This is a genomic window from Halobacillus sp. ABA4_118 (genome assembly GCF_056160205.1).
Genome location: NZ_JBSWWS010000001.1, coordinates 1,299,350 through 1,318,405 on the forward strand (window position 1 = coordinate 1,299,350; position 19,056 = coordinate 1,318,405).

At 48.7% G+C, this 19,056-nt stretch carries 19 protein-coding genes and 1 riboswitch; of the genes, 13 read left to right on the forward strand and 6 right to left on the reverse strand.

Translation table 11 applies throughout. The features are described from left to right. Positions 1 to 208: 208 nt before the first annotated feature. A complete protein-coding gene (locus tag ACXAGL_RS06340) occupies positions 209 to 394 on the reverse strand; it encodes a YjzC family protein (RefSeq protein WP_027956040.1) in 186 nt (61 codons plus the stop codon). 241 nt (positions 395 to 635) lie between these two features. Between ACXAGL_RS06340 and ACXAGL_RS06345 the strand changes: the two genes are divergently transcribed. After that, positions 636 to 1,403, forward strand: coding sequence for an SDR family NAD(P)-dependent oxidoreductase (locus tag ACXAGL_RS06345; RefSeq protein WP_474990429.1), 768 nt, complete (start codon positions 636 to 638; stop codon positions 1,401 to 1,403). 81 nt (positions 1,404 to 1,484) lie between these two features. On the opposite strand, the gene ACXAGL_RS06350 is transcribed toward ACXAGL_RS06345, so the two are convergent. Continuing rightward, entirely contained in the window at positions 1,485 to 1,922 is a 438-nt protein-coding gene (locus tag ACXAGL_RS06350) for a universal stress protein (RefSeq protein WP_474970001.1), read from the reverse strand. Positions 1,923 to 2,058: 136 nt separating this feature from the next. On the opposite strand from ACXAGL_RS06350, the gene ACXAGL_RS06355 reads away from it, so the two are divergent. From ACXAGL_RS06355 to ACXAGL_RS06370, 4 genes are all read left to right on the forward strand, one after another. Further along, positions 2,059 to 2,757: a bacteriorhodopsin gene (locus ACXAGL_RS06355; RefSeq protein WP_474990431.1), complete on the forward strand. Its 699-nt coding sequence runs from the start codon at positions 2,059 to 2,061 to the stop codon at positions 2,755 to 2,757. Positions 2,758 to 2,901: 144 nt separating this feature from the next. After that, complete coding sequence (gene desA / locus ACXAGL_RS06360) at positions 2,902 to 3,945, forward strand: Delta(5) desaturase DesA (RefSeq protein ID WP_474970732.1); 1,044 nt, start codon at positions 2,902 to 2,904, stop codon at positions 3,943 to 3,945. A gap of 86 nt (positions 3,946 to 4,031) precedes the next feature. Then, positions 4,032 to 5,168, forward strand: a complete 1,137-nt coding sequence (locus ACXAGL_RS06365; protein WP_474970731.1) for an ATP-binding protein — start codon at positions 4,032 to 4,034, stop codon at positions 5,166 to 5,168. Next, entirely contained in the window at positions 5,165 to 5,773 is a 609-nt protein-coding gene (locus tag ACXAGL_RS06370; protein ID WP_474970005.1) for a response regulator transcription factor, read from the forward strand. Before ACXAGL_RS06365 ends, ACXAGL_RS06370 begins: the two co-directional genes overlap by 4 nt. Positions 5,774 to 5,876: 103 nt before the next feature. On the opposite strand, the gene ACXAGL_RS06375 is transcribed toward ACXAGL_RS06370, so the two are convergent. Further along, positions 5,877 to 7,133 carry an MFS transporter gene (locus tag ACXAGL_RS06375; RefSeq protein ID WP_474970730.1) on the reverse strand — a complete coding sequence of 419 codons (1,257 nt, stop codon included), beginning with the start codon at positions 7,131 to 7,133 and terminating at the stop codon, positions 5,877 to 5,879. Between the two features lie 516 nt (positions 7,134 to 7,649). Beyond that, positions 7,650 to 7,827: riboswitch (Lysine riboswitch) on the forward strand. A gap of 121 nt (positions 7,828 to 7,948) precedes the next feature. Here ACXAGL_RS06375 and dapA point away from each other — a divergent pair. Further along, positions 7,949 to 8,854, forward strand: coding sequence for a 4-hydroxy-tetrahydrodipicolinate synthase (gene dapA / locus ACXAGL_RS06380; protein ID WP_474990433.1), 906 nt, complete (start codon positions 7,949 to 7,951; stop codon positions 8,852 to 8,854). 50 nt (positions 8,855 to 8,904) lie between these two features. Here dapA and ACXAGL_RS06385 read toward each other — a convergent pair whose 3' ends face one another. Next, positions 8,905 to 9,966, reverse strand: a complete 1,062-nt coding sequence (locus ACXAGL_RS06385) for a branched-chain amino acid aminotransferase (RefSeq protein ID WP_474990435.1) — start codon at positions 9,964 to 9,966, stop codon at positions 8,905 to 8,907. Positions 9,967 to 10,178: 212 nt separating this feature from the next. Here ACXAGL_RS06385 and ACXAGL_RS06390 point away from each other — a divergent pair, with 212 nt between their 5' ends. The 6 genes from ACXAGL_RS06390 (at position 10,179) to ACXAGL_RS06415 (ending at position 17,176) form a co-directional block, all read left to right on the forward strand. After that, a complete protein-coding gene (locus ACXAGL_RS06390; protein WP_474970727.1) occupies positions 10,179 to 10,868 on the forward strand; it encodes a response regulator in 690 nt (229 codons plus the stop codon). Beyond that, complete coding sequence (locus tag ACXAGL_RS06395) at positions 10,865 to 11,899, forward strand: sensor histidine kinase (protein WP_474990437.1); 1,035 nt, start codon at positions 10,865 to 10,867, stop codon at positions 11,897 to 11,899. Before ACXAGL_RS06390 ends, ACXAGL_RS06395 begins: the two co-directional genes overlap by 4 nt. A gap of 39 nt (positions 11,900 to 11,938) precedes the next feature. Further along, the gene (locus tag ACXAGL_RS06400) at positions 11,939 to 13,237 is read left to right on the forward strand and encodes a purine/pyrimidine permease (RefSeq protein WP_474970011.1); all 1,299 of its coding nucleotides are present in this window, start codon (positions 11,939 to 11,941) and stop codon (positions 13,235 to 13,237) included. Between the two features lie 570 nt (positions 13,238 to 13,807). Continuing rightward, a complete protein-coding gene (locus ACXAGL_RS06405; RefSeq protein WP_474970724.1) occupies positions 13,808 to 14,569 on the forward strand; it encodes an ABC transporter ATP-binding protein in 762 nt (253 codons plus the stop codon). Next, complete coding sequence (locus ACXAGL_RS06410; RefSeq protein ID WP_474990439.1) at positions 14,559 to 16,484, forward strand: ABC transporter permease; 1,926 nt, start codon at positions 14,559 to 14,561, stop codon at positions 16,482 to 16,484. Before ACXAGL_RS06405 ends, ACXAGL_RS06410 begins: the two co-directional genes overlap by 11 nt. A 65-nt stretch (positions 16,485 to 16,549) precedes the next feature. Further along, positions 16,550 to 17,176 carry an NUDIX hydrolase gene (locus ACXAGL_RS06415; RefSeq protein ID WP_474970014.1) on the forward strand — a complete coding sequence of 209 codons (627 nt, stop codon included), beginning with the start codon at positions 16,550 to 16,552 and terminating at the stop codon, positions 17,174 to 17,176. A gap of 93 nt (positions 17,177 to 17,269) precedes the next feature. On the opposite strand, the gene ACXAGL_RS06420 is transcribed toward ACXAGL_RS06415, so the two are convergent. Beyond that, positions 17,270 to 17,725 (reverse strand): hypothetical protein, encoded by a 456-nt coding sequence (locus ACXAGL_RS06420; RefSeq protein ID WP_474990441.1) that lies wholly within the window; start codon positions 17,723 to 17,725, stop codon positions 17,270 to 17,272. A gap of 119 nt (positions 17,726 to 17,844) precedes the next feature. Here ACXAGL_RS06420 and ACXAGL_RS06425 point away from each other — a divergent pair, with 119 nt between their 5' ends. Further along, the gene (locus tag ACXAGL_RS06425) at positions 17,845 to 18,030 is read left to right on the forward strand and encodes a hypothetical protein (protein WP_474970016.1); all 186 of its coding nucleotides are present in this window, start codon (positions 17,845 to 17,847) and stop codon (positions 18,028 to 18,030) included. A gap of 24 nt (positions 18,031 to 18,054) precedes the next feature. On the opposite strand, the gene ACXAGL_RS06430 is transcribed toward ACXAGL_RS06425, so the two are convergent. Beyond that, complete coding sequence (locus ACXAGL_RS06430; RefSeq protein ID WP_474990443.1) at positions 18,055 to 18,981, reverse strand: hypothetical protein; 927 nt, start codon at positions 18,979 to 18,981, stop codon at positions 18,055 to 18,057. Positions 18,982 to 19,056: the final 75 nt, after the last annotated feature.

A 19,056-nucleotide genomic window follows, 5' to 3' on the forward strand; every position in this document is an offset into this window, starting at 1 on the left:
CCGTTTAGGTGGAATGTCGTATTTTAATTGTTAAGAAAATTGTAACGAATAACGCTTACATTATACAACGTGCACCAACCACAAAGATAAGCACGGTAATTTAGTGTTTAAACACAACGGATGGCTTTTTACACTCCATATATTATATTGATAAAATAAATAAGACCCACCGGATGAATCATTCCGGGGGTCTTATTCACTTTTCATGCTACGCTTTTTTCCAATAGGCCGCTTCCTTGTTGGAGCGGATCGGCGGGAACTGATCCCCGTTTTCCAGTTCAATATGTTTTTCATCTTCGGTTACGTCGTTCTCACTACCCCCATCAACTAACCCATCAAATTGATATGTTCCTTTTTCAGGTGCTTTTTCGCCAGTCTTAAAACGGTCTGCCATCTTAAAAAACTCCTTTCAAAAAGTTGGTTGTTGTTGTGTACACATCCTTTATATATCACAGAAATTCCCATGATAAACATTTTTCTCATATAAAAAAGTGTAAAAGTCTTACAAATTATAGAGGACCCTCTCCCAACCCGCCCGGAGTTGGATTGGTTTACATGGAAACAGGCCGGGTACTATCATTCTCGTAACCCATTCTCATGGGACACACTCTAAACAAGCAAAGGAAGTGAACATCATGGAATTATTTAACAACAAAGGGAGGACAGCTATCGTCACCGGTGGCGGGAGCGGCATCGGAAAAACAGCTGCGCATACCCTGGCAGAAAGCGGAGCTTCTGTAGCCCTGATTGGACGCACAGCTGAAAAAGTGGAAAAAGCAGCGGCAGAAATCAGTGAGGCAACCGGTTCTGAAGTTAAAGGTTATTCCGGCGATGTCACAGACACCTCCGATATCAAACGGGTGGTCGAGACCATCTACAATGACTTCGGACAAATCGATATTCTTGTAAACAATGCAGGAACAGCCGCGTTCAAAGATATCAACAATCTGACCGAAGAGGATTGGGACACAGTGATGAACACGAATGCCAAATCCATCTTCTTCATGACTCAGGCCGTTGCCCCTTATATGAAAGAACAGGCATACGGACGCATTATCAACACAGCTTCTGTTGCCGGTGAAGTGAGCCTGTCCTTCAGCTCTGTGTACGGCACAAGTAAGGCAGCAGCCATCCACCAGACGAAGCAGCTAGCCCTTGAGCTTGCGCCTTACAACATTACGGTGAACGCCATCAGCCCATGGTTCTTCAAAACGGATTTGAACGAAGAGGCACTTGCCGATGACAGCTTCCGTTCTGCCATTGAAGATCGTTCTCCAATGAAACGTCTCGGACAGCTGGAAGAGCTTCAGTCCTCCATTCTGTACCTCGCTTCTTCAGGTTCCAGCTATGTATCCGGCCAGAATATATTCATCGACGGCGGGATGACGTCCTACGGTTTATAAGAAGAAGCGGAAAATAGAACTCATAGAAACAAAAAGACTCTCCTCTGTGTATGCAGAGGAGAGTCTTTTTTCATCCATTTGTTATTTCATGACAAGGACCGGACACGAGGCCTGTTGGACGACTTTGCTGCTCACACTTCCGAGTAGCATTTTTTTCATGTTTCCGAGACCGCGGCTTCCGATAATAATGAGGTCCATGTCGTGCTTATTGGCATAGGCAACAATCTGGACGGCCGCGTTTTCTTTCACAGGGCTGACTACAACTTCTGTAATGACATCGATGTTGTGAGATTTGAATTCCTGTTTGAGCTCTTCCATTTCCGATTGAAACCGGTCGGCCATTTCCCGGCCAAGACTTTTGGATACGGCAGCGTTTGTAGCCGGCCCTGTTGGTGTGACGACAGCAAGCAGGTGAATCTCGCGCTGTGGAGCTTCCACCGCCTGAAGATTCGCCTCGGCCACAGCTCTTTTACTCATTTCACTTCCATCATAGGCAACAAGAATGCGTTTTGTAGTCATAGAAAAACCCTCCCGATCAAGATGGTATTCACACTTCTATCATACCACGTTGTAAGCGCTCGCTTAAGAGGATAGGTCTATTTTCTATCCGTTATGACCAAAATGATGGAAGAAACGTAACAAGGAGCTGAAATTAATGAGCCGCTTTGATATTGTTATGCACTATTCCTATTCAGCCATCATGTTTATTGGAGCTGTCACCTTTTTTATATGGAGCCAAAAGCCACGCGGAGTTTCCAAGGGAGAATACATCATTGCGATGATCATTCCTCTTTGGTCAGGAACCGCCTACTTATCCATCGCCCTCGGTCAGGGGGTTTTACTGGAGCCGGATCAAACCATTTACTTTGCCCGCTACCTGGACTGGGTGGTCACGACCCCTCTCCTGCTGCTGGCGCTTGCATTGACAGCGATGTTTTACGAGCCGAAAAAAGATAAGGCCCTGATCGGCGGTCTGATTACAGCCGATGTGTTTATGATCTTAACCGGACTGATCGCTGATTTTTCGAACGATACGCTGAAATACGTCTGGTACGGACTTGGTATAGCCGCCCTTTTCATTGTTTTGTATATCATCTGGTATCCCCTGCGGAAGATGGCTGCCAAGAGCGGGGACGGGCTGAAACGTCATTATGGGCGGATGGCCATCTACTTGACGTCTTTCTGGGTACTCTATCCGACGGCGTGGGTTCTCGGCCCTTCAGGTGTAGGGGCATTTGAAGAAGTCATGGAGATTACAGCATTCATCGTGCTGCCAATCCTCTCCAAGCTTGGATTTACGCTGCTTGATTTAAGAGGGCTCCGCAGGTTAAGAACCCCCGGCGTGGATGCCTGACGACCTGTTCCACGTGAAACACATCCAGAAACAGGGAAACACCCATGACAAGTGTCATATAAAAGTGCTGACGTTTATGTCTTCTGATACGTCTCCTTTTCCCCTATTGTTAGAATTACGAATTACTACGAAGGAGTCGTTACGATGGATAAGGAGAAAGAAAAAGAGCTGAAGAAAAGCGTCGCCCGCTTTGCAGAACCAGATCGAAACGCCGGCATCCGCCAGCTGATCAATACACTCGTTCCATTTCTAATCATATGGGCCGCAGCCTATCTAAGCATGGCTGTCTCCCCTTGGCTCGCCGGCGGACTCGGCGTGCTTGCCGGAGGTTTTGTCGTCCGTCTGTTTATCATTTTTCACGACTGTACCCACCAGTCCTTTTTCAAAAATAAAAAGGCCAACCGCGTGATCGGGACGATTACAGGGATCCTGACGCTGTTCCCTTTCGATAAGTGGAAGCGGAGCCACTCCATCCACCACGCGACAAGCGGCAACCTCGATAAGCGTGGAACAGGTGATATCTGGGTCATGACCGTCGATGAATATGTACAAGCGTCCTTCAAAGAACGCCTCATCTACCGTCTGTACCGAAACCCTGTCATCATGTTTGGTCTGGGACCGATTTATTTGTTCCTCGTGTCCAACCGTTTCAACCGCAAGGGCGCAAAGCGAAAAGAGCGTGTGAACACCCACGTGACAACGGCTGCTGCCGCATTGATATATGGAATGATCATCTGGATGGCCGGATGGGAAGCCTTCCTGATTGTGCAGCTGCCGATCCTTTATATATCCGGTGCACTGGGCATCTGGTTGTTTTACGTCCAGCACCAGTTTGAAGATTCCTATTTTGAAGAGGAATCCGAGTGGAATTTCGTAAAAGCAGCTGTTGATGGAAGCTCTTATTATAAACTTCCGAAAGTCCTGCAGTGGATTTCCGGCAACATCGGCTTTCACCATGTGCACCACTTGAGCCCGAGGGTTCCCAACTATGCACTGGAAAAAGCACATGATGCAACACCGCCGCTCCAGTATGCAACAACAATCACGCTGAAAACGAGTCTTGAGTCCATCAAATTCCGGCTCTATGACACCGAGAACAAAACGTTCCGGACGTTCAGGGAAGTCCAGCCGCTCTTGAAGAAGAAAGCAAGTGCAGCGGTTTCCAGCCGCGTGCAGAATGAAAGTTGATTCAAAGCCCATTCGTTGAGAATGGGCTTTTTCCTTCATGACAGCCGCCCGAATTTCCCATATGCTAGACACAGGAGGTAGCGTTCATGCAGAAGTGGTATCATATTATCCCAAAAAACACAGGACTCAGCATATACGTCTGGATCATCTTTTGTATCCTGCCGTTTTTCTTTATCTTCCGGGCATCTTCCATTTACGAAATTTTGACCGGACTTCTTCTCGTCTTCATTTTCTTTCTGGCCTATCGGTTTTCATTCGTATCGGACAGCCGTCTCGTTTATCTGTGGGTCAGCGTTGAGATGGCGATCAGTCTTGGAATGACCTTGTTGTTCGGCTACATTTACTTTTCCTTGTTCCTGGCTTTTTTCATCGGGAACATCCGTCACTTCGGAGGGTTTCTTTCTTTATATATTGTTCACCTGACTCTTACACTTGCAACGATCGCCTACACTTTCGTGCAGCAGCTGGATTCGATTTTTCCGAACCTTCCATTTATCATCATTACCGTCATCGGGGTGATCCTGCTGCCTTTCACTGTCCGTTACCGCAACCAGCAGCAGGATCTTGAAAATAAGCTGGAGGACGCCAACCAGCGGATTTCCCAGCTTATGGTGATTGAAGAGCGGGAACGAATTGCCCGTGACCTCCACGACACACTCGGGCAGAAACTGTCCATGATCGGATTGAAAAGTGACCTCGCCGCCAAGCTGATGACGGCCAAGCCGGACAAAGCGCAGAAAGAAGTGGAGGATATCCAGCAAACCGCCCGCAACGCTCTCAAGGAGGTCCGGGAGATGGTTTCCAACATGCGGGGAATGAAATTGAAAGATGAACTGATCCGGGTGCAGCAGATCATCGAAGCTGCGGAAATGAAGTTCACCTATGAAGGCAACCTCGGGAATACTTCCATCCCTGCCTTAACGGAAAATGTTCTCAGCATGTGCTTGAAGGAAGCCGCCACCAATATCGTCAAACACAGCCGGGCCACCCATTGTCACGTCCAGATTGCAGCCTCTGCCATGGAGTTGACGGTCACCATCGAAGATGACGGCATCGGCCTTCCGGAAACGATGGACCCGTTCCAGGGCCACGGCCTGCAGGGAATGCGGGAACGACTGGAGTTTGTAAATGGACGGCTTGATTTGGAAAGTGACCAGGGAACGAAACTGACCCTGCACATTCCCACAGTCATTCAGCAAGGGAAAAAGGAGGAACTCTTATGATTCAAATTGTCATTGCCGAGGATCAGCGCATGCTGCTCGGTGCACTCGGGGCGCTGCTTGATTTAGAAGAGGACATGGAAGTCGTCGGCCAGGCTTCCAACGGTGAAGAAGCCTGCAGCCTCGTCCGCCGTCTGAAACCGGATATCTGCATCATGGATATTGAGATGCCGGTCAAAGATGGGCTGGATGCCGCGGAAGAGTTGTATGAGGAGCCCTGCAAAGTGATCATCCTGACGACTTTTGCCCGTCCCGGTTATTTTGACCGTGCCAGAAGAGCAGGCGTCAGCGGCTATTTGTTGAAAGACAGTCCAAGTGAAGACCTGGCAACAGCCATACGTAAAATTACAGCCGGACAGCGCATCTTCGACCCTGAGCTCGTCGACCTTGCCTTCGCCGATCAAAACCCGCTCACAGAACGGGAGCGGGAAGTGATGCAGCTGATGGCGGACGGCCGAAATACGAAGGACATATCTAAAGCTTTGTTCATTACCCCCGGAACCGTCCGGAACTATGTATCTGTCATTCTGGAGAAGCTGGAGGTTTCCAACCGGATTGAAGCGATTTCCATATTCAAGGAGAAAGGCTGGTACAAAGGACAGCGCTGACGACGAGAACCGGCGTCACCAGTGTCTGTATACAGATATATGTAAAAAAGAGGGTGGTCTTCTGCATACCGGAGGATTCCCCCTTTTTTTAATAGAGAGAACTTCAGTCCAGTTCGCGAAGCTCCCTGAAGCGCACATAGACAAAGAGGACATACAGCGTAACAAGTACAGATCCCCCGGCCATGATTTGATGGATCGGCACTCCTGCCGCCAGTATAAGAGAGGTCACGCCGTAGCTCACTGGAACGAGACCCATCGATGCAAGCGAAACAAGACCCATCACCCTGCCCATCATTTTTTCTTCAATGAAACTTTGAAGCACAGAGATGACCGGGATGTTGCAGATAGAGAGACAACATCCGAAGACGACGAGGCACCCAAGGCTGAACCATACCCCTTCTGTGAAGCTTAAAGCGAAAAAAGCGGCTCCGGCAGCCATGAGGGCGGTGAGACTCGTTTTCCCTCTTCTTCTTTTCAAATTAAGGATACCGATGACTACAGATCCGAGCAGCATTCCCACTGCCAGACCTGCCTCAAGAAAGCTGAAGTCAAGGGCCGTGCCATTCAGACGCTGCTTCACAAAGAGAGGCAGCCCCATCGTCATCGGCCCGACCATGAACAGATTCAATAAAATGCTCATTCCAATAATCAAGGAAAGCACACGCGAGTTTTTGACGTAGCGCACGCCTGCCTTGAAAGAGTCCCAGAACGCTTCCTCCTTCTCTCCGGCTTTCTTCTCTTCCTCCACCTTCATAAGAAAAATAAACAGACTTCCGGTAAACAGCATCCCAGCGGTGACCGTGAATACGAGCGCATAACTGCCAAAGGAAACGAGAATGCCTGCCACCATAGGCGCTAGAATGAACGACGTCTGGTTCGTCATTTGAATCACTGAATTTCCACGGGTCAATTGATCCCTGGAAATGATTGACGGTAGAACCGCCCCCTCTGCTGCCCAGAAGAACGCATCTAAAATACCAAAAGCAAACGCAAAGCCGACGAATGTCCAAAGACTGATGTCCCCGAAGAAATACCAGCAGACGAGTCCTGTTAACAGCACCCCCCGCGTGAAATCGGACAGGAACATCAGTTTCGTCCGGCTGAACCGGTCGGCGATTGTTCCACTGACAATCATAAAGACCAGCCGTGGAATACTTGCTGCCACGTACAGCACACCGAGCGAAGCTTCCAGACGAAGCTCATGGACGACATACCAGCTTTGAGTAAATAAAAAGAACGAAATACCGAAACTGGACAACAAGGCCGCTCCCCATAACAGGAGAAAATTTCTATTTCGAAAAATGGAACGCTGTTCTGCCAACGGTGTATCTTTAGAAACGGTAATGGATGAACCGGACATGACTACCCCCACCTTTTTTGTAAGTTCCTTTAAGTGTAAGGAATATCCATGTCCTTCTCGATGTGCCCGGGATGGATTCTTCCTCCGCCTGCAGACGGATTTTATAAAAGGCTCTGTTATTGCTTGGTGTTGTTATTTAACATGTGAGCTCCTATCACCCCTTTCTGTCATGGGATTTGTAGGAGGCGGCCTTGGGAATGACTCCCTTTCCGCGGGGTACCGTGAGCCTCCTCAAACTTCGTTCCCCGCGGAAAGCGGACGGTTTTCCCTGCCATCCCATGCTCTGAGTAAACAACGGACCGGACCCTTAATTCCAGACGGAGACGATTTAGTAATCGTTTAAAATATCAACAACAGACTTTAACAGAGCTTTATAAAAAAGATGAGTCGGACATCGGTGCCTGGCGACCATTTTTGTCGAATAGCATGATTTTAGCACTTCCCTGTTGTAAGCAGGCGTTAATTTTGGTACTATTTTTATTAACTAAATAGTTTCTTATTTCAAATTTCATTTGAAGTAAGGATAGAGGTGCAATGACAAGAGTACGCATGTGGAGGAGAATGAGATCCATGGATGCATGCGGAAAGGGGAAATTGCCGAAGTGTACGGACTCTCATGGTCCTGAAGCTGGGTCTGATGCTCAACAGGCACAGAACTGTCATATAGGAAACTATATGGAGGGCTATCTTACGCAGGAACGGTATAAAAGTTTCTACGGCAGCATCGAAGCCCTTGATGCTGTCGTTTTTGATTTTACTGCCGTATGGCCCTCACGACCTCGAACGTACAAAATACAAGAAAAGGTGTGAGGTTAATGAACTTCGGGCAAGTACTGACAGCGATGGTGACCCCTTTTGACAACGACGAGAATATGGACCTGGAAGCAACGGGAGCTTTAGTCAACCACTTGATCGAGAACGGCAGTGACGGCCTGGTTGTCGGCGGGACGACCGGTGAATCCCCGACACTGACAACGGATGAAAAACTCCAGCTGTTTGAACACGTGGTAGAAGTTGTAAACGGCCGCGTCCCGGTCATTGCCGGTACAGGATCCAATAACACCCGCGCATCCATTGAATTGACGAAAAAAGCCGAACAGACAGGCGTGGATGCCATCATGCTTGTGACTCCTTATTACAACAAGCCGACACAGGAAGGACTGTACCAGCACTTCTCAAAAATTGCCGCAGCCACTTCCCTTCCGGTCATGCTGTACAACATTCCGGGACGCAGTGTCGTCAACATGGACCCGGAAACGATTATCCGCCTTTCTGAGATTGACAACATCGTTTCCGTAAAAGAAGCGAGCGGTGACCTGGAAGCCGCGGCGGAAATCATCCGTGAAACAGACCGTGACTTTTCGGTATACAGCGGGGAAGATTCCAACACCCTTCCGTTTGTCGCCATCGGAGGAACCGGCATCGTCTCCGTCTCCTCCCATATCATCGGGAATGAGATGCAGCAGATGATTCAGAGTTTCAGAGAAGGAGACGCCCCATTTGCCGCGCGTCTTCATCAAAAGCTTCTCCCTGTCATGCACGCTGTTTTCTCAGCGCCGAGTCCCTCCCCGGTCAAGGCGGTGTTGAATGAAATGGGCGTTCATACCGGAGGCGTCCGCCTCCCGCTCCTTCCCTTAACGGAAGAAGAGACCGCCCGCGTCATGGAGACCTACAACAGTCTTCAGCCTAAAGAAGCACCAAAAGCCCATATGGTCGGTTGACAGAAAAAAGGCTGCCGGGAACATTTTCCCGGCAGCCTTTTTCTGCTTTCTTATACTTCGATGGTCCAGCCGAAGCTGTCTTCTTTTCTTCCACGCTGAATGCCTGTAATCGTATCATACAGCTCCTGGGAAAGCGCACCGATTTCGTGGTCGTTGATCACCATTTTCTTCCCAAGCCAGTTCAACTCACCGACGGGAGAAATGACGGCCGCTGTTCCAGTTCCGAACGCTTCCTCCAGTTTTCCCTGTTCATACGCTTCATACAACTCTTCAATAGAGATGCGGCGTTCGGTCACTGGAATGTCCCATTCTTTCAGTACTTCAATGATTGATGTTCGTGTAATCCCCTGCAGAATGCTTCCGCTCAGGGCAGGGGTCACAATTTCCCCATCGATTTTAAAGAAGATGTTCATGCTGCCGACTTCTTCAATGTAGCGCTTTTCCACACCATCCAGCCAAAGGACGTCAGCATTGCCTTCCTTCGCTGCCTTCGCCTGGGCCTGATAGCCGGACGAATAGTTACCGGCGGTTTTAGCCATTCCGGTTCCGCCTTTGACGGCTCTTGTGAACTGGTCTTCCACATTAATGGTAACCGGCTTGATTCCTCCGGAGAAGTACGGACCGACCGGTGACATGATGATCATGAGCTTATACGTTTTGGACGGAGCAACAGCGAGGCTCGGTTCCGTAGCGATGATGAACGGACGGATGTATAGCGAAGTTCCCTCAAATTCCGGTACCCAGTCCTTTTCCAGAGCGACAAGCTCCTTCAAGTAGCCCAGCACCTCGTCTTCATCGACAGGTGGGATGCTCAGACGGTCACCGGATAGGTTCAGGCGCTCAAAGTTCTTTTCCGGACGGAACAGCAGGACACGTCCGTCGTCTGTACGGTAAGCTTTCAATCCTTCAAATACAGTCTGCCCGTAATGGAAGATCATGGCGGCCGGATCAAGCGTCAGCGGCTCGTAAGGAACGATGCGCGGCTCGTGCCAGCCCTTCCCTTCTTCATAATCCATTACAAACATATGATCCGTGAACGTTCTTCCAAAAGGAATCTGCTCCGTTTCGGGTTTCTCCTTTTTATAGGCGGCTTCGACGATTGGTAGGGACATAGATAAGACTCCTTTTCGATTGGTTTCACCTGCCATCACAGGCGGAAATATTAGTACTCATTGTACGCCCTCCTTCAAACAAATGAAAGAGGAAGATGCTGAAATGTTCAAAAAATTCACCGCGGTCACGCGTTACAAAAGTACAATAGGGAATCCCTCGCTTGTCTGCTATAATAGCAAAAGGTAAATAACGGAAAAACGGAGGGATCGATGTGTTTGATGTACTGTTGATTGAAGATGACCGGACATTGTTTCAGGAAATGCAGGAAAGGCTGTCCCAGTGGTCGTATGCGGTCCACGGGGTGCAGGATTTCAGCCGGGTGATGGAAGTATTCACGTCCGTTGAACCGCAGCTTGTGATCATCGATATCCAGCTCCCGAAGTTCGATGGCTTCCACTGGTGCCGGATGATCCGGGAGCATTCCAACGTCCCCATCATCTTTCTTTCCTCCAGGGATCACCCGACGGATATGGTCATGTCGATGAATCTTGGAGCCGATGATTTTGTACAGAAACCGTTCCACTTTGAAGTATTGATCGCTAAAATCCAGGCCATTCTCCGACGTGTCTACAACTACAACACCCACGCCTCTGAACTGCAGACGTGGTTTGGCGCAACGGTGGACTTTGAGCGGGGCCGGGTGACGGCAAACGATACGTCCATTGATTTAACGAAAAATGAAAGTTTCATTTTAAAGCAGCTGCTCGAAAAAAAGAACAAAGTGGTCTCCCGTGAGGAAATCATTCAAAAGCTGTGGGAGGATGAACGCTTCGTGAGTGACAATACACTCACAGTCAATGTGAACCGGCTGCGCAGACGGCTGAATGAGATCGGTCTGGAACACGTCATCGAAACAAAAGTCGGGCAAGGGTATACAGCCAGAGACGAGGCAGGCTCATGATTTTCACCTATATGCGGGAAAAGCTGAGCTGGATTCTTCTGTTCATGTCCCTTCAAATGCTTGCCCTCCTTATTGGATACCTCGACTCGTCCCTCCCATTCCGTGCCGTTACGTATTACGTATTTTTATCGCTGATCATTTTCAGCTTGTTTCTGCTCCTCCGTTTCCAGAAGGAGACCCGGTTTTACAAGCAGTTGGTGGAGCGGGACAATGACCTTGATCTGACCACGATTCCTGAAGCTGAGAGTCCCTTGGAGTCCGTCATTGAAACGAGCATCCGTGAGCAGCTGGAACGATTGAAAAAGGAAGCTGCCCATCATCAGGATCTTCTGCAGGAGGAAAAAGATGACCTGCTCGGATGGATCCATGAAGTGAAAACGCCGATGACTGCGATGAAGCTGATGATCGAAGGGATTGAAGACTACCCGCTGCGCTCGCGTCTGACCTATGAATGGATGCGGATCCATCTTCTGCTCGACCAGCAGCTGCACCGGAAGCGGATCCCTTTTATTGAAAATGACTTATACATAGAAGAAACCGCGCTCGAGCCTTTATTGTTCAGTGAAATTAAAACCTTGAAATCGTGGTGCATGCAGAAAGGCATCGGCTTTGACCTTGAGCTGGATCAGAAATCTGTTCTGACCGATGCGAAATGGCTCTCCTTTATGATCCGTCAATTGCTATCGAACGCCATTAAATACAGCCCTTCCTCAGACATTACGGTAACAAGCGGCAGAAAGAGTGGCCGATCTTTTCTTACGGTTGCTGATCAAGGGCGGGGCATAGCAGCACAGGACAGACCACGCATTTTCGAAAAAGGGTTCACGTCAACAACCGCTCACCAAACTGAAGCAGCATCGGGGATGGGCCTTTACCTCGTTGACCGCATCCGCCGCCCGTTGAACATTGAATTGGATGTTCAATCGGAACCCGGCCTGGGATCCATGTTCACGCTTTGGTTCCCGGAACCGAATACGTTCACCAAGATCAGGAACCGCCCGGATCGTCCCCCACAACAGGATAGAAAGTGATACACTCATAGTTATTCTTTACCACTGTTTTTTGAGGGAGTGTTAACATTGAATCAAACCAGTCCGGCAGCCAGCCTGCTTGAAACCATCCAATGGTTCGTCTTTCTGCTTGCTAATGCGGTTGCGCTGCCGATTGTGATCGGATCGATTTATCAATTAGACTACATAGAAACCGCCGGATTGATCCAGCGGACCTTCTTCACCGTTGGGATCGCTTCCATGCTTCAAGGGCTGTTCGGCCACCGTCTGCCGATCATGGAAATTCCCGCAGGCATCTGGGTCAGTATCTTTACCGTTATGGCCATGACCGGTGCAGAAGCAGGCGGCAGTTATACAGGAACACTTCAGGCGCTGGAGATGACGATGATCATGACAGGCGGTTTTTTGTTCCTGTTTGGGGCGTTTAAAGTGTCGCAGAAAATCCTGCCGATCTTCACCCCTCTTGTGACAGGGGCATTCTTCCTGTTCTTGACCGTACAGCTGAGTGGAACGCTGCTGAAAGGGATGCTCGGGCTGCAGGGAGACAGTGGAACAATCCAGGGAACGACCGCAGTCCTTGCCTTTCTGACGTTCTTTATTGTGCTCGGATTATCGACGTTTGCCAGAGGATGGCTGAGCAGCTATGCCGTTTTCATCGGCATTGTGATCGGCTGGGTCATTCACCGCCTGATTCTCGGCGGGCAGATGACGGAAGCGGAGATGCCAGTATTTTCAGTTCCCGAGCTATTCGCTTTCGGTCTACCAACGCTGGAGTGGAGCCTGCTGCCGATGGCGTTCATTACAGCTGTCATTTCGATTTCGAATATCGTCGCCTCCATTACAGCAGTGAAACAGACAGTAGGAGAAGGTAAAGAAAATAACGGCGTCCAGGTCGACAGAGGAACGATGTTTTCCGGAATCAATACGATGATTGCCGGCGGCATGGCAACCGTCGCCAACGTCCCGGGAGCTACGTCCGCAGGTTTTATCGCCATTACCGGGCAGAAGCGGAAAAACCCGTTCATCTACGCTGCCATCCTGCTGTTGTTTACAGCCTTTTTTCCGCCGGTGACACGGGTGATTTCAAGCATCCCCTCCTCGGTTGCCAACGCGGCGCTTATGGCGACATTCGTCCAGCTTGTGGGAATCGCGATTAACAACTTCACGCTGGAGCCTCTGGATTCCAGAAAGATTACCATCGTCGGCATTGCCTACCTTTTCGGGATGGGGACGATGTTTCTTCCGGCGGAAGTGTTTTCTGCGATGCCTGCGCTTGTGCAGAACTTAATGAGCAACGGTCTGCTCGTCGGTACCGCCCTTGTCATTGCCATGGAACAGCTGTGGCGTCCTAAGAACTAACCGCTATCCTTCTACCTGATGGTAGAAGGATACTTTTTTATGGATTCTCCTCCTCGTGAAACGTATAGAAGAGCCGCATCGTATAGACTAGCGCCACATGAATAGGGAGCGGATCGTTCATGTTTATTTTTACACTCTTGTCCGGGTTGTGTTTACTCTTTTTCCCTTTACAAGGGATAAGAGATTTTAAATCGGAAAAATGGTCGTACAAGATCACCCGGATGATTTTCATCGCTTTGGCTCTATTACTCATTACAGCAGGTATCATTGGGATTATAGACTTTGTTCATAACCCCAGGGGTACTTTTTAACGAAACAAAAGGACCATTCATGTAAAACCCTGAGTTATTCTGCACCTCCAAAGTCGACGTACGAACGTGACTTGAACCTCATTTAAGCTTCTAAGGTGAACCCTGGTCTGCTTTTTCCAAACCTATCGGGAGAGCTCTTATTAAATGAAAGCCATGTGACAAAAGTGTCACTTCCACCCCCTCTTTTGTTAGCTGAATCGAAGGAAACACGTCCCCGGTAAACGTACAATGAAGTCAGATGAAAAAGGAGGTTGAATGAATGAGTTTATTAGAAGCAAGAAAAATCCATAAGAGCTATGGAAACAAATTTATGAAGCAGCACGTTCTGGAAGGCATCGATGTCACGATTGATAAAGGGGAGTTTGTCACCATCATGGGCGCATCGGGTTCCGGGAAAACGACCTTGTTGAACGTCCTCTCTTCTATTGACCGGGTCAGTCACGGATCGATCGTGATCAACGGGCAGGAAATTACCGGACAAAAGGACAAACAGCTGGCAGAGTTCAGAAAGCATCATCTCGGGTTCATTTTTCAGGAATACAACCTGTTGGACACACTGACGGTGAAGGAAAACATTCTGCTTCCGCTTTCCATTTCGAAAACGGATCGTAAAGAGGCGCAGCGGAAATTCAACGCGCTTGCCGAAGAACTTGGCATCGAGGATGTCCAAAACAAGTACCCGAACGAAATATCAGGTGGACAGAAGCAGCGGACTTCAGCGGCGCGGGCCTTCATCCATGAACCGAGCATCATTTTTGCCGATGAGCCGACAGGGGCATTGGATTCCAAGTCCGCATCCGATCTGCTGGGCAAATTGAGCGGCCTGAATGACACACGGGAAGCCACCATAGCGATGGTCACGCACGACCCGGTAGCTGCGAGCTACAGCAGCCGCGTCATCTTCATCCGCGACGGGCAGATCTACACCCAGTTGAATAAAGGTGGACAGACGCGGGAGGCATTTTTGAAGGACATCATGAAAACCCAGGGTGTATTGGGTGGTGTAAGCTATGAGCATTAATCAGCTGATCCTCCGAAATTTGAAAAAGAATATCAAGAACTATTACTTATACGTTTTCGCCCTCGTCTTTTCCGTCGCCCTTTACTTTTCCTTCGTGACCCTTCAGTACGACCCGGCGATGAGTCAGGACGGATCTGTGAAAGGAAGTGCAGGATTGATGGTCGCTTCGGTTCTATTGATTGCCATCGTGGCCGTTTTCCTCCTTTATGCCAATGCTTTATTCGTGAAACGGCGCAGTCAGGAAATCGGACTGTTCCAGCTGATCGGCATGACGAAAAACCGGATTTTCCGGCTGTTGGTGGTAGAGAATCTAATTATCTACTTCGGATCGATGGCGGCCGGCATTTTTATCGGGTTTGCGATTTCCAAGCTGATTCTCATGGGCTTTTTTAAGATTGTCAATGTTGATGAAGTGGCCGACCTGCACTTCTCCATGGCGGCCCTTGCCCAGACGGTGATCGTATTTGCGGGCATCTTCCTGCTCATTATGGCGACGATGTACATCTTTATTCGGAAGCAGTCCATCCTCTCCCTTTTCCGTGTTACCTCGAGCACGCAGGGTAAAGTGAAAAAACTCTCCGTGTGGGAACACATCATGGGAGTGCTCGGCATAGGAATGATTGCTTCGGGCTATTATGTGTCCACACAGCTGTTTGAAGGGGATATTACCTCGATCAACGGGCTGTTTATCGCCATGACGTTCATTCTGGCATCCACGATCATCGGCACCTACTTTTTCTACAAGGGTTCTGTGCGCTTTGTCAGCAACCTGCTTAGAAAACGGAAAGCCGGCTATATGAACATCAACGAAGTGCTTTCGCTGTCTTCGATGATGTTCCGGATGAAATCCAATGCCTTCCTGCTCACCGTGATTACGACCGTTTCCGCCCTTGCTATTGGACTGCTGGCACTGAGCTATATTTCACTGTACTCAGCGGAAAGCCTTGCGGAAAATAATGCTCCTGATGATTTTGCCATCACCAACGAAGAAAAAGCGATGGCCTTTTCCGATACATTGGAGGAAGAAGGTTTTGACCATTCCTACAGACAGGTGGAGGTGCTGCAGGCGAAATTCAATGTGGAGGATATTCTGGATGTGGACCTCGAGGATATGAATTTCAACGCAGAAAATACAACCATTCCTGTCATCAGTGAAACCGCCGTGCCTGAGCTCGACTTGGAAAGAGGAAGCATGATCATGACCGGCTACAACGATATTATGCAGTCCTATATTTCCTTAAAGGGCGATGGAAAAGTGGAATGGCTGTCTGAGAATGACGCCGTGGATCTTTCCTATCAAGGACTGCGGGAAGACTATGTGATTTCCTCCTATTACACCGCCGGCGGTCTGCCGATCGGCGTCGTGTCCGAGGAACAGTTTATGGACATGAAAGAGCAGCTGGAACCTTCTATTTATACCGGGATTAATCTGGAGGATGACAGCAGGAATGAAGCAGCTTTTCAATTGTTTGAGGAAGCCGGTTTAACAGAAAGTTTCGAGCACCGGTCCCAATGGTACGTGGAAACCTCCCAGAAACAGAACATGGGGGCCGTCATGTTTATCGTCGCCTTTTTAGGACTCACCTTTCTCATCACCTCCGGCTGCATCCTCTACTTCAAACAGATGGATGAAGGGGAAGACGAAAAGGAAAGCTATACGGTACTGCGGAAGCTCGGCTTTACAAGGGGCGATCTTCTGCGCGGCATTCAAGGCAAACAGCTCTTCAACTTCGGGGTGCCGCTCTTGATCGGTCTGCTGCACAGCTACTTCGCCGTGAAGTCCGGCTGGTTCTTTTTCGGTAATGAAATCTGGACACCAATGCTGATGGTGATGGGCGTCTACACAGCTTTATATTCCATCTTCGGTCTCCTTTCTGTCTTATATTACAAAAAGGTGATCAAAGAAGCGCTGTAATTGTCGAGCGGCTCTTTTCCTCCCGGACGGTGCGGTCTGGTATAGTAAAGGCATGAGGTGAAACGATGAATTCGAAACATATACTCGATCAAATGAAACAACACCAGCCTTCTGTGCTCGGTCACGAACAGTTCCGTAAATTCTCTGTCCTTCTGCCGCTCATGGAAAAGGATGGAGACATCCACGTTCTGTTCGAGGTACGGGCCAATACACTAAGGCGCCAGCCCGGAGAGATCTGTTTCCCAGGCGGAAAAATCGATCCAGATGATTCTTCTGCACGTCAGGCCGCCATCCGGGAAACGGAGGAAGAATTAGGCATCCGCCGCGGACAACTGTCCGACGTCCATCCGCTCGACTATCTCGTCTCCCCGTTCGGAATGATTGTCTACGCTTTTGCAGGGTACTTGAATACCGACGAAAGTGCCTTTGAAAAGAATCCGGATGAAGTGAAGGAGCTCTTTACCGTTCCGCTTTCCTTCTTTATGGACCAGGATCCGGAAATCCACTACGTCCATTTCGAGGCCCAGCCGGCGGAAAACTTCCCCTACGAGCTCATCCCGGGTGGTGAAAATTACAATTGGCGCACGCGTCAGATGGAAGAATATTTTTATCAATATGGAGACAAGGTGATCTGGGGAATGACCGCAAGAATCCTCGCCCACTTTGTTGACGTGTTGAAAAAGAAACAGTAAATTCAAAAGGAAAAGCCTGTCCTGTGATCAAGGTTTGATCACAGGACAGGCTTTAGATATAGGGTTAAAAGCTGGCTGCACAGGTCTTATGTATTATGGTAAAGCATCAAAAAAGGACCGTCCTTCTTCAACAGCCTCCTGGAACATAAAGAACGTAAACATCAACAGAACGAATAGAAAGGCGATCGATCCCCATTTGATTACATTCTCCCACCTCTTCGGCAATAACCCGGTACTCTGAATACCAAGACGTTTAAGAACAACATCCATCAGCAGGAATAAAGGAAAAGCTGCGATGATTGAAATGAGAAGTCCAAACGCCTCTTTCAATTCCATTTCTACAATAAGAGTGCCGTTGTGGGAAACATTCTCAGATGGAAGCGGGGCTGTTTCAACAACCTCCCCCCTCCAATTATATTTTTCAACGGTTTCCTCCTCCATCCCTACACCAAACGGAACGTGATAAGAACTATATTCAAGCGTCAGCTGAATACCAAAGATCATGAGAACAGCTATCGGCGCTGCCAGCCATCGAATTATGTTTTTCAAAAGCTCCTCCTCCTTTTCCATAATCAGGATAACATTTGAATTTCCATTTTTACCATCATAGGGTTAGAAAAACATAGAGTGAAATCTGATGTTACCATAAAGGAACAGGAGGCGATGATGTGACAGAAGAAGAGATGTGGATGCAAATCGAACGCCTGCGGGCTGTTGAAAAAAGACAGAGCGAAACATTGAAGGCATTAACCGGAAAAGGCCTCTACGAAACACGCCTGAAGCCTGACGAGCATGGTACGATCTTCATTGATCCTGACGATCCTGTGCAGCAAAAGTTGTGGAACCTGGAATAAAGCATACAAAAAAACGCTGCGGTCTCACGCAGCGTTTTCTGTTTCTAAAAGATCTTTATACTTTTCCTGGATGAATCCAATGATGGTTCCAAGCGTCTGTCCCTTGAAAGCATCCGGAACCGATTCACCGTTCGGATCAGTGTAATAAAAGGCGCCTTTTTCTTCACTATAGGAGAAGCCCAGCTTGGTCAAACGATTGTTCAATTCCTCTGGATTTTCTTCAAGGCCCGTCTGCTGCTTGAAATACTCTGTCGGATATACCCACACATCCACATCGTCACTGCCGGTCTCTACAATGAATAAGTCCGTATCATACTGCGAAATCCACTGATTTTTTGAGAAAAGGGCAACTCCCGTTCCTTCCAATCCTGCAATGCCTACTAAATTCACTCCAAAGATTTCATTGATCATCGTATACCGTTCCTCGGCCGTCAGTCTTTCTTCAAATGACAGCCAGTACAACTGCATCACGCGGACTTTCGAAAGCTTCGCAATCCGCTCATCGCTCAGTTCCCAAGGGGATGCCGTTTTCCTGATGCGGTCCAGGACATCATCTGAATAGGTGGCTGTCTGCTTTCCAACCCCCAGATCAGATATAGCCTGAAGATCTATGCCGTACACAGCATCCACTACTCTCATCAATGTATAAGGCGTGACCCTGCGGTTATTTCGATCCAGATAATGGTCCATAACTTCCGATTTGCTCATCTTATCGATAGAAGCTTTGGTTTCTTTATACGAGAGTGGGCCCCGGGTCTCCTGCTTCAAATCCTTGTAGACTCCGTATACGATGAGATCCGGGTATTTTCCTTCCTCTGTATGAACTTCCTGTTTCCAGCTTTTCGCCTCTACCTGATGAGGAATTGCAGCCGATGCTCCTGCTGTGAACAAAGTGAACGCCGTCAATATTACTGCAGACTTCTGCATCCATTTTTTACGAAAACGCTCCATTTCTTCCTCTCCCCTATCGTGTGTCCGCTACCCTCCCAGGCCGTACACAACAAAATATAGATGATGTACTCTTTC

What these genes read in the sequence shown, in the direction of transcription:
- ACXAGL_RS06415 (WP_474970014.1), top strand. Translation starts at nt 16,550, where the DNA reads ATGAATTCGAAACATATACTCGATCAAATGAAACAACACCAGCCTTCT.
- ACXAGL_RS06395 (WP_474990437.1), top strand. Translation starts at nt 10,865, where the DNA reads ATGATTTTCACCTATATGCGGGAAAAGCTGAGCTGGATTCTTCTGTTC.
- ACXAGL_RS06385 (WP_474990435.1), bottom strand. Translation starts at nt 9,966, where the DNA reads ATGTCCCTACCAATCGTCGAAGCCGCCTATAAAAAGGAGAAACCCGAA.
- ACXAGL_RS06405 (WP_474970724.1), top strand. Translation starts at nt 13,808, where the DNA reads ATGAGTTTATTAGAAGCAAGAAAAATCCATAAGAGCTATGGAAACAAA.
- ACXAGL_RS06370 (WP_474970005.1), top strand. Translation starts at nt 5,165, where the DNA reads ATGATTCAAATTGTCATTGCCGAGGATCAGCGCATGCTGCTCGGTGCA.
- desA (WP_474970732.1), top strand. Translation starts at nt 2,902, where the DNA reads ATGGATAAGGAGAAAGAAAAAGAGCTGAAGAAAAGCGTCGCCCGCTTT.
- ACXAGL_RS06345 (WP_474990429.1), top strand. Translation starts at nt 636, where the DNA reads ATGGAATTATTTAACAACAAAGGGAGGACAGCTATCGTCACCGGTGGC.
- ACXAGL_RS06365 (WP_474970731.1), top strand. Translation starts at nt 4,032, where the DNA reads ATGCAGAAGTGGTATCATATTATCCCAAAAAACACAGGACTCAGCATA.
- ACXAGL_RS06430 (WP_474990443.1), bottom strand. Translation starts at nt 18,981, where the DNA reads ATGGAGCGTTTTCGTAAAAAATGGATGCAGAAGTCTGCAGTAATATTG.
- ACXAGL_RS06410 (WP_474990439.1), top strand. Translation starts at nt 14,559, where the DNA reads ATGAGCATTAATCAGCTGATCCTCCGAAATTTGAAAAAGAATATCAAG.
- ACXAGL_RS06375 (WP_474970730.1), bottom strand. Translation starts at nt 7,133, where the DNA reads ATGTCCGGTTCATCCATTACCGTTTCTAAAGATACACCGTTGGCAGAA.
- ACXAGL_RS06350 (WP_474970001.1), bottom strand. Translation starts at nt 1,922, where the DNA reads ATGACTACAAAACGCATTCTTGTTGCCTATGATGGAAGTGAAATGAGT.
- ACXAGL_RS06355 (WP_474990431.1), top strand. Translation starts at nt 2,059, where the DNA reads ATGAGCCGCTTTGATATTGTTATGCACTATTCCTATTCAGCCATCATG.
- dapA (WP_474990433.1), top strand. Translation starts at nt 7,949, where the DNA reads ATGAACTTCGGGCAAGTACTGACAGCGATGGTGACCCCTTTTGACAAC.
- ACXAGL_RS06340 (WP_027956040.1), bottom strand. Translation starts at nt 394, where the DNA reads ATGGCAGACCGTTTTAAGACTGGCGAAAAAGCACCTGAAAAAGGAACA.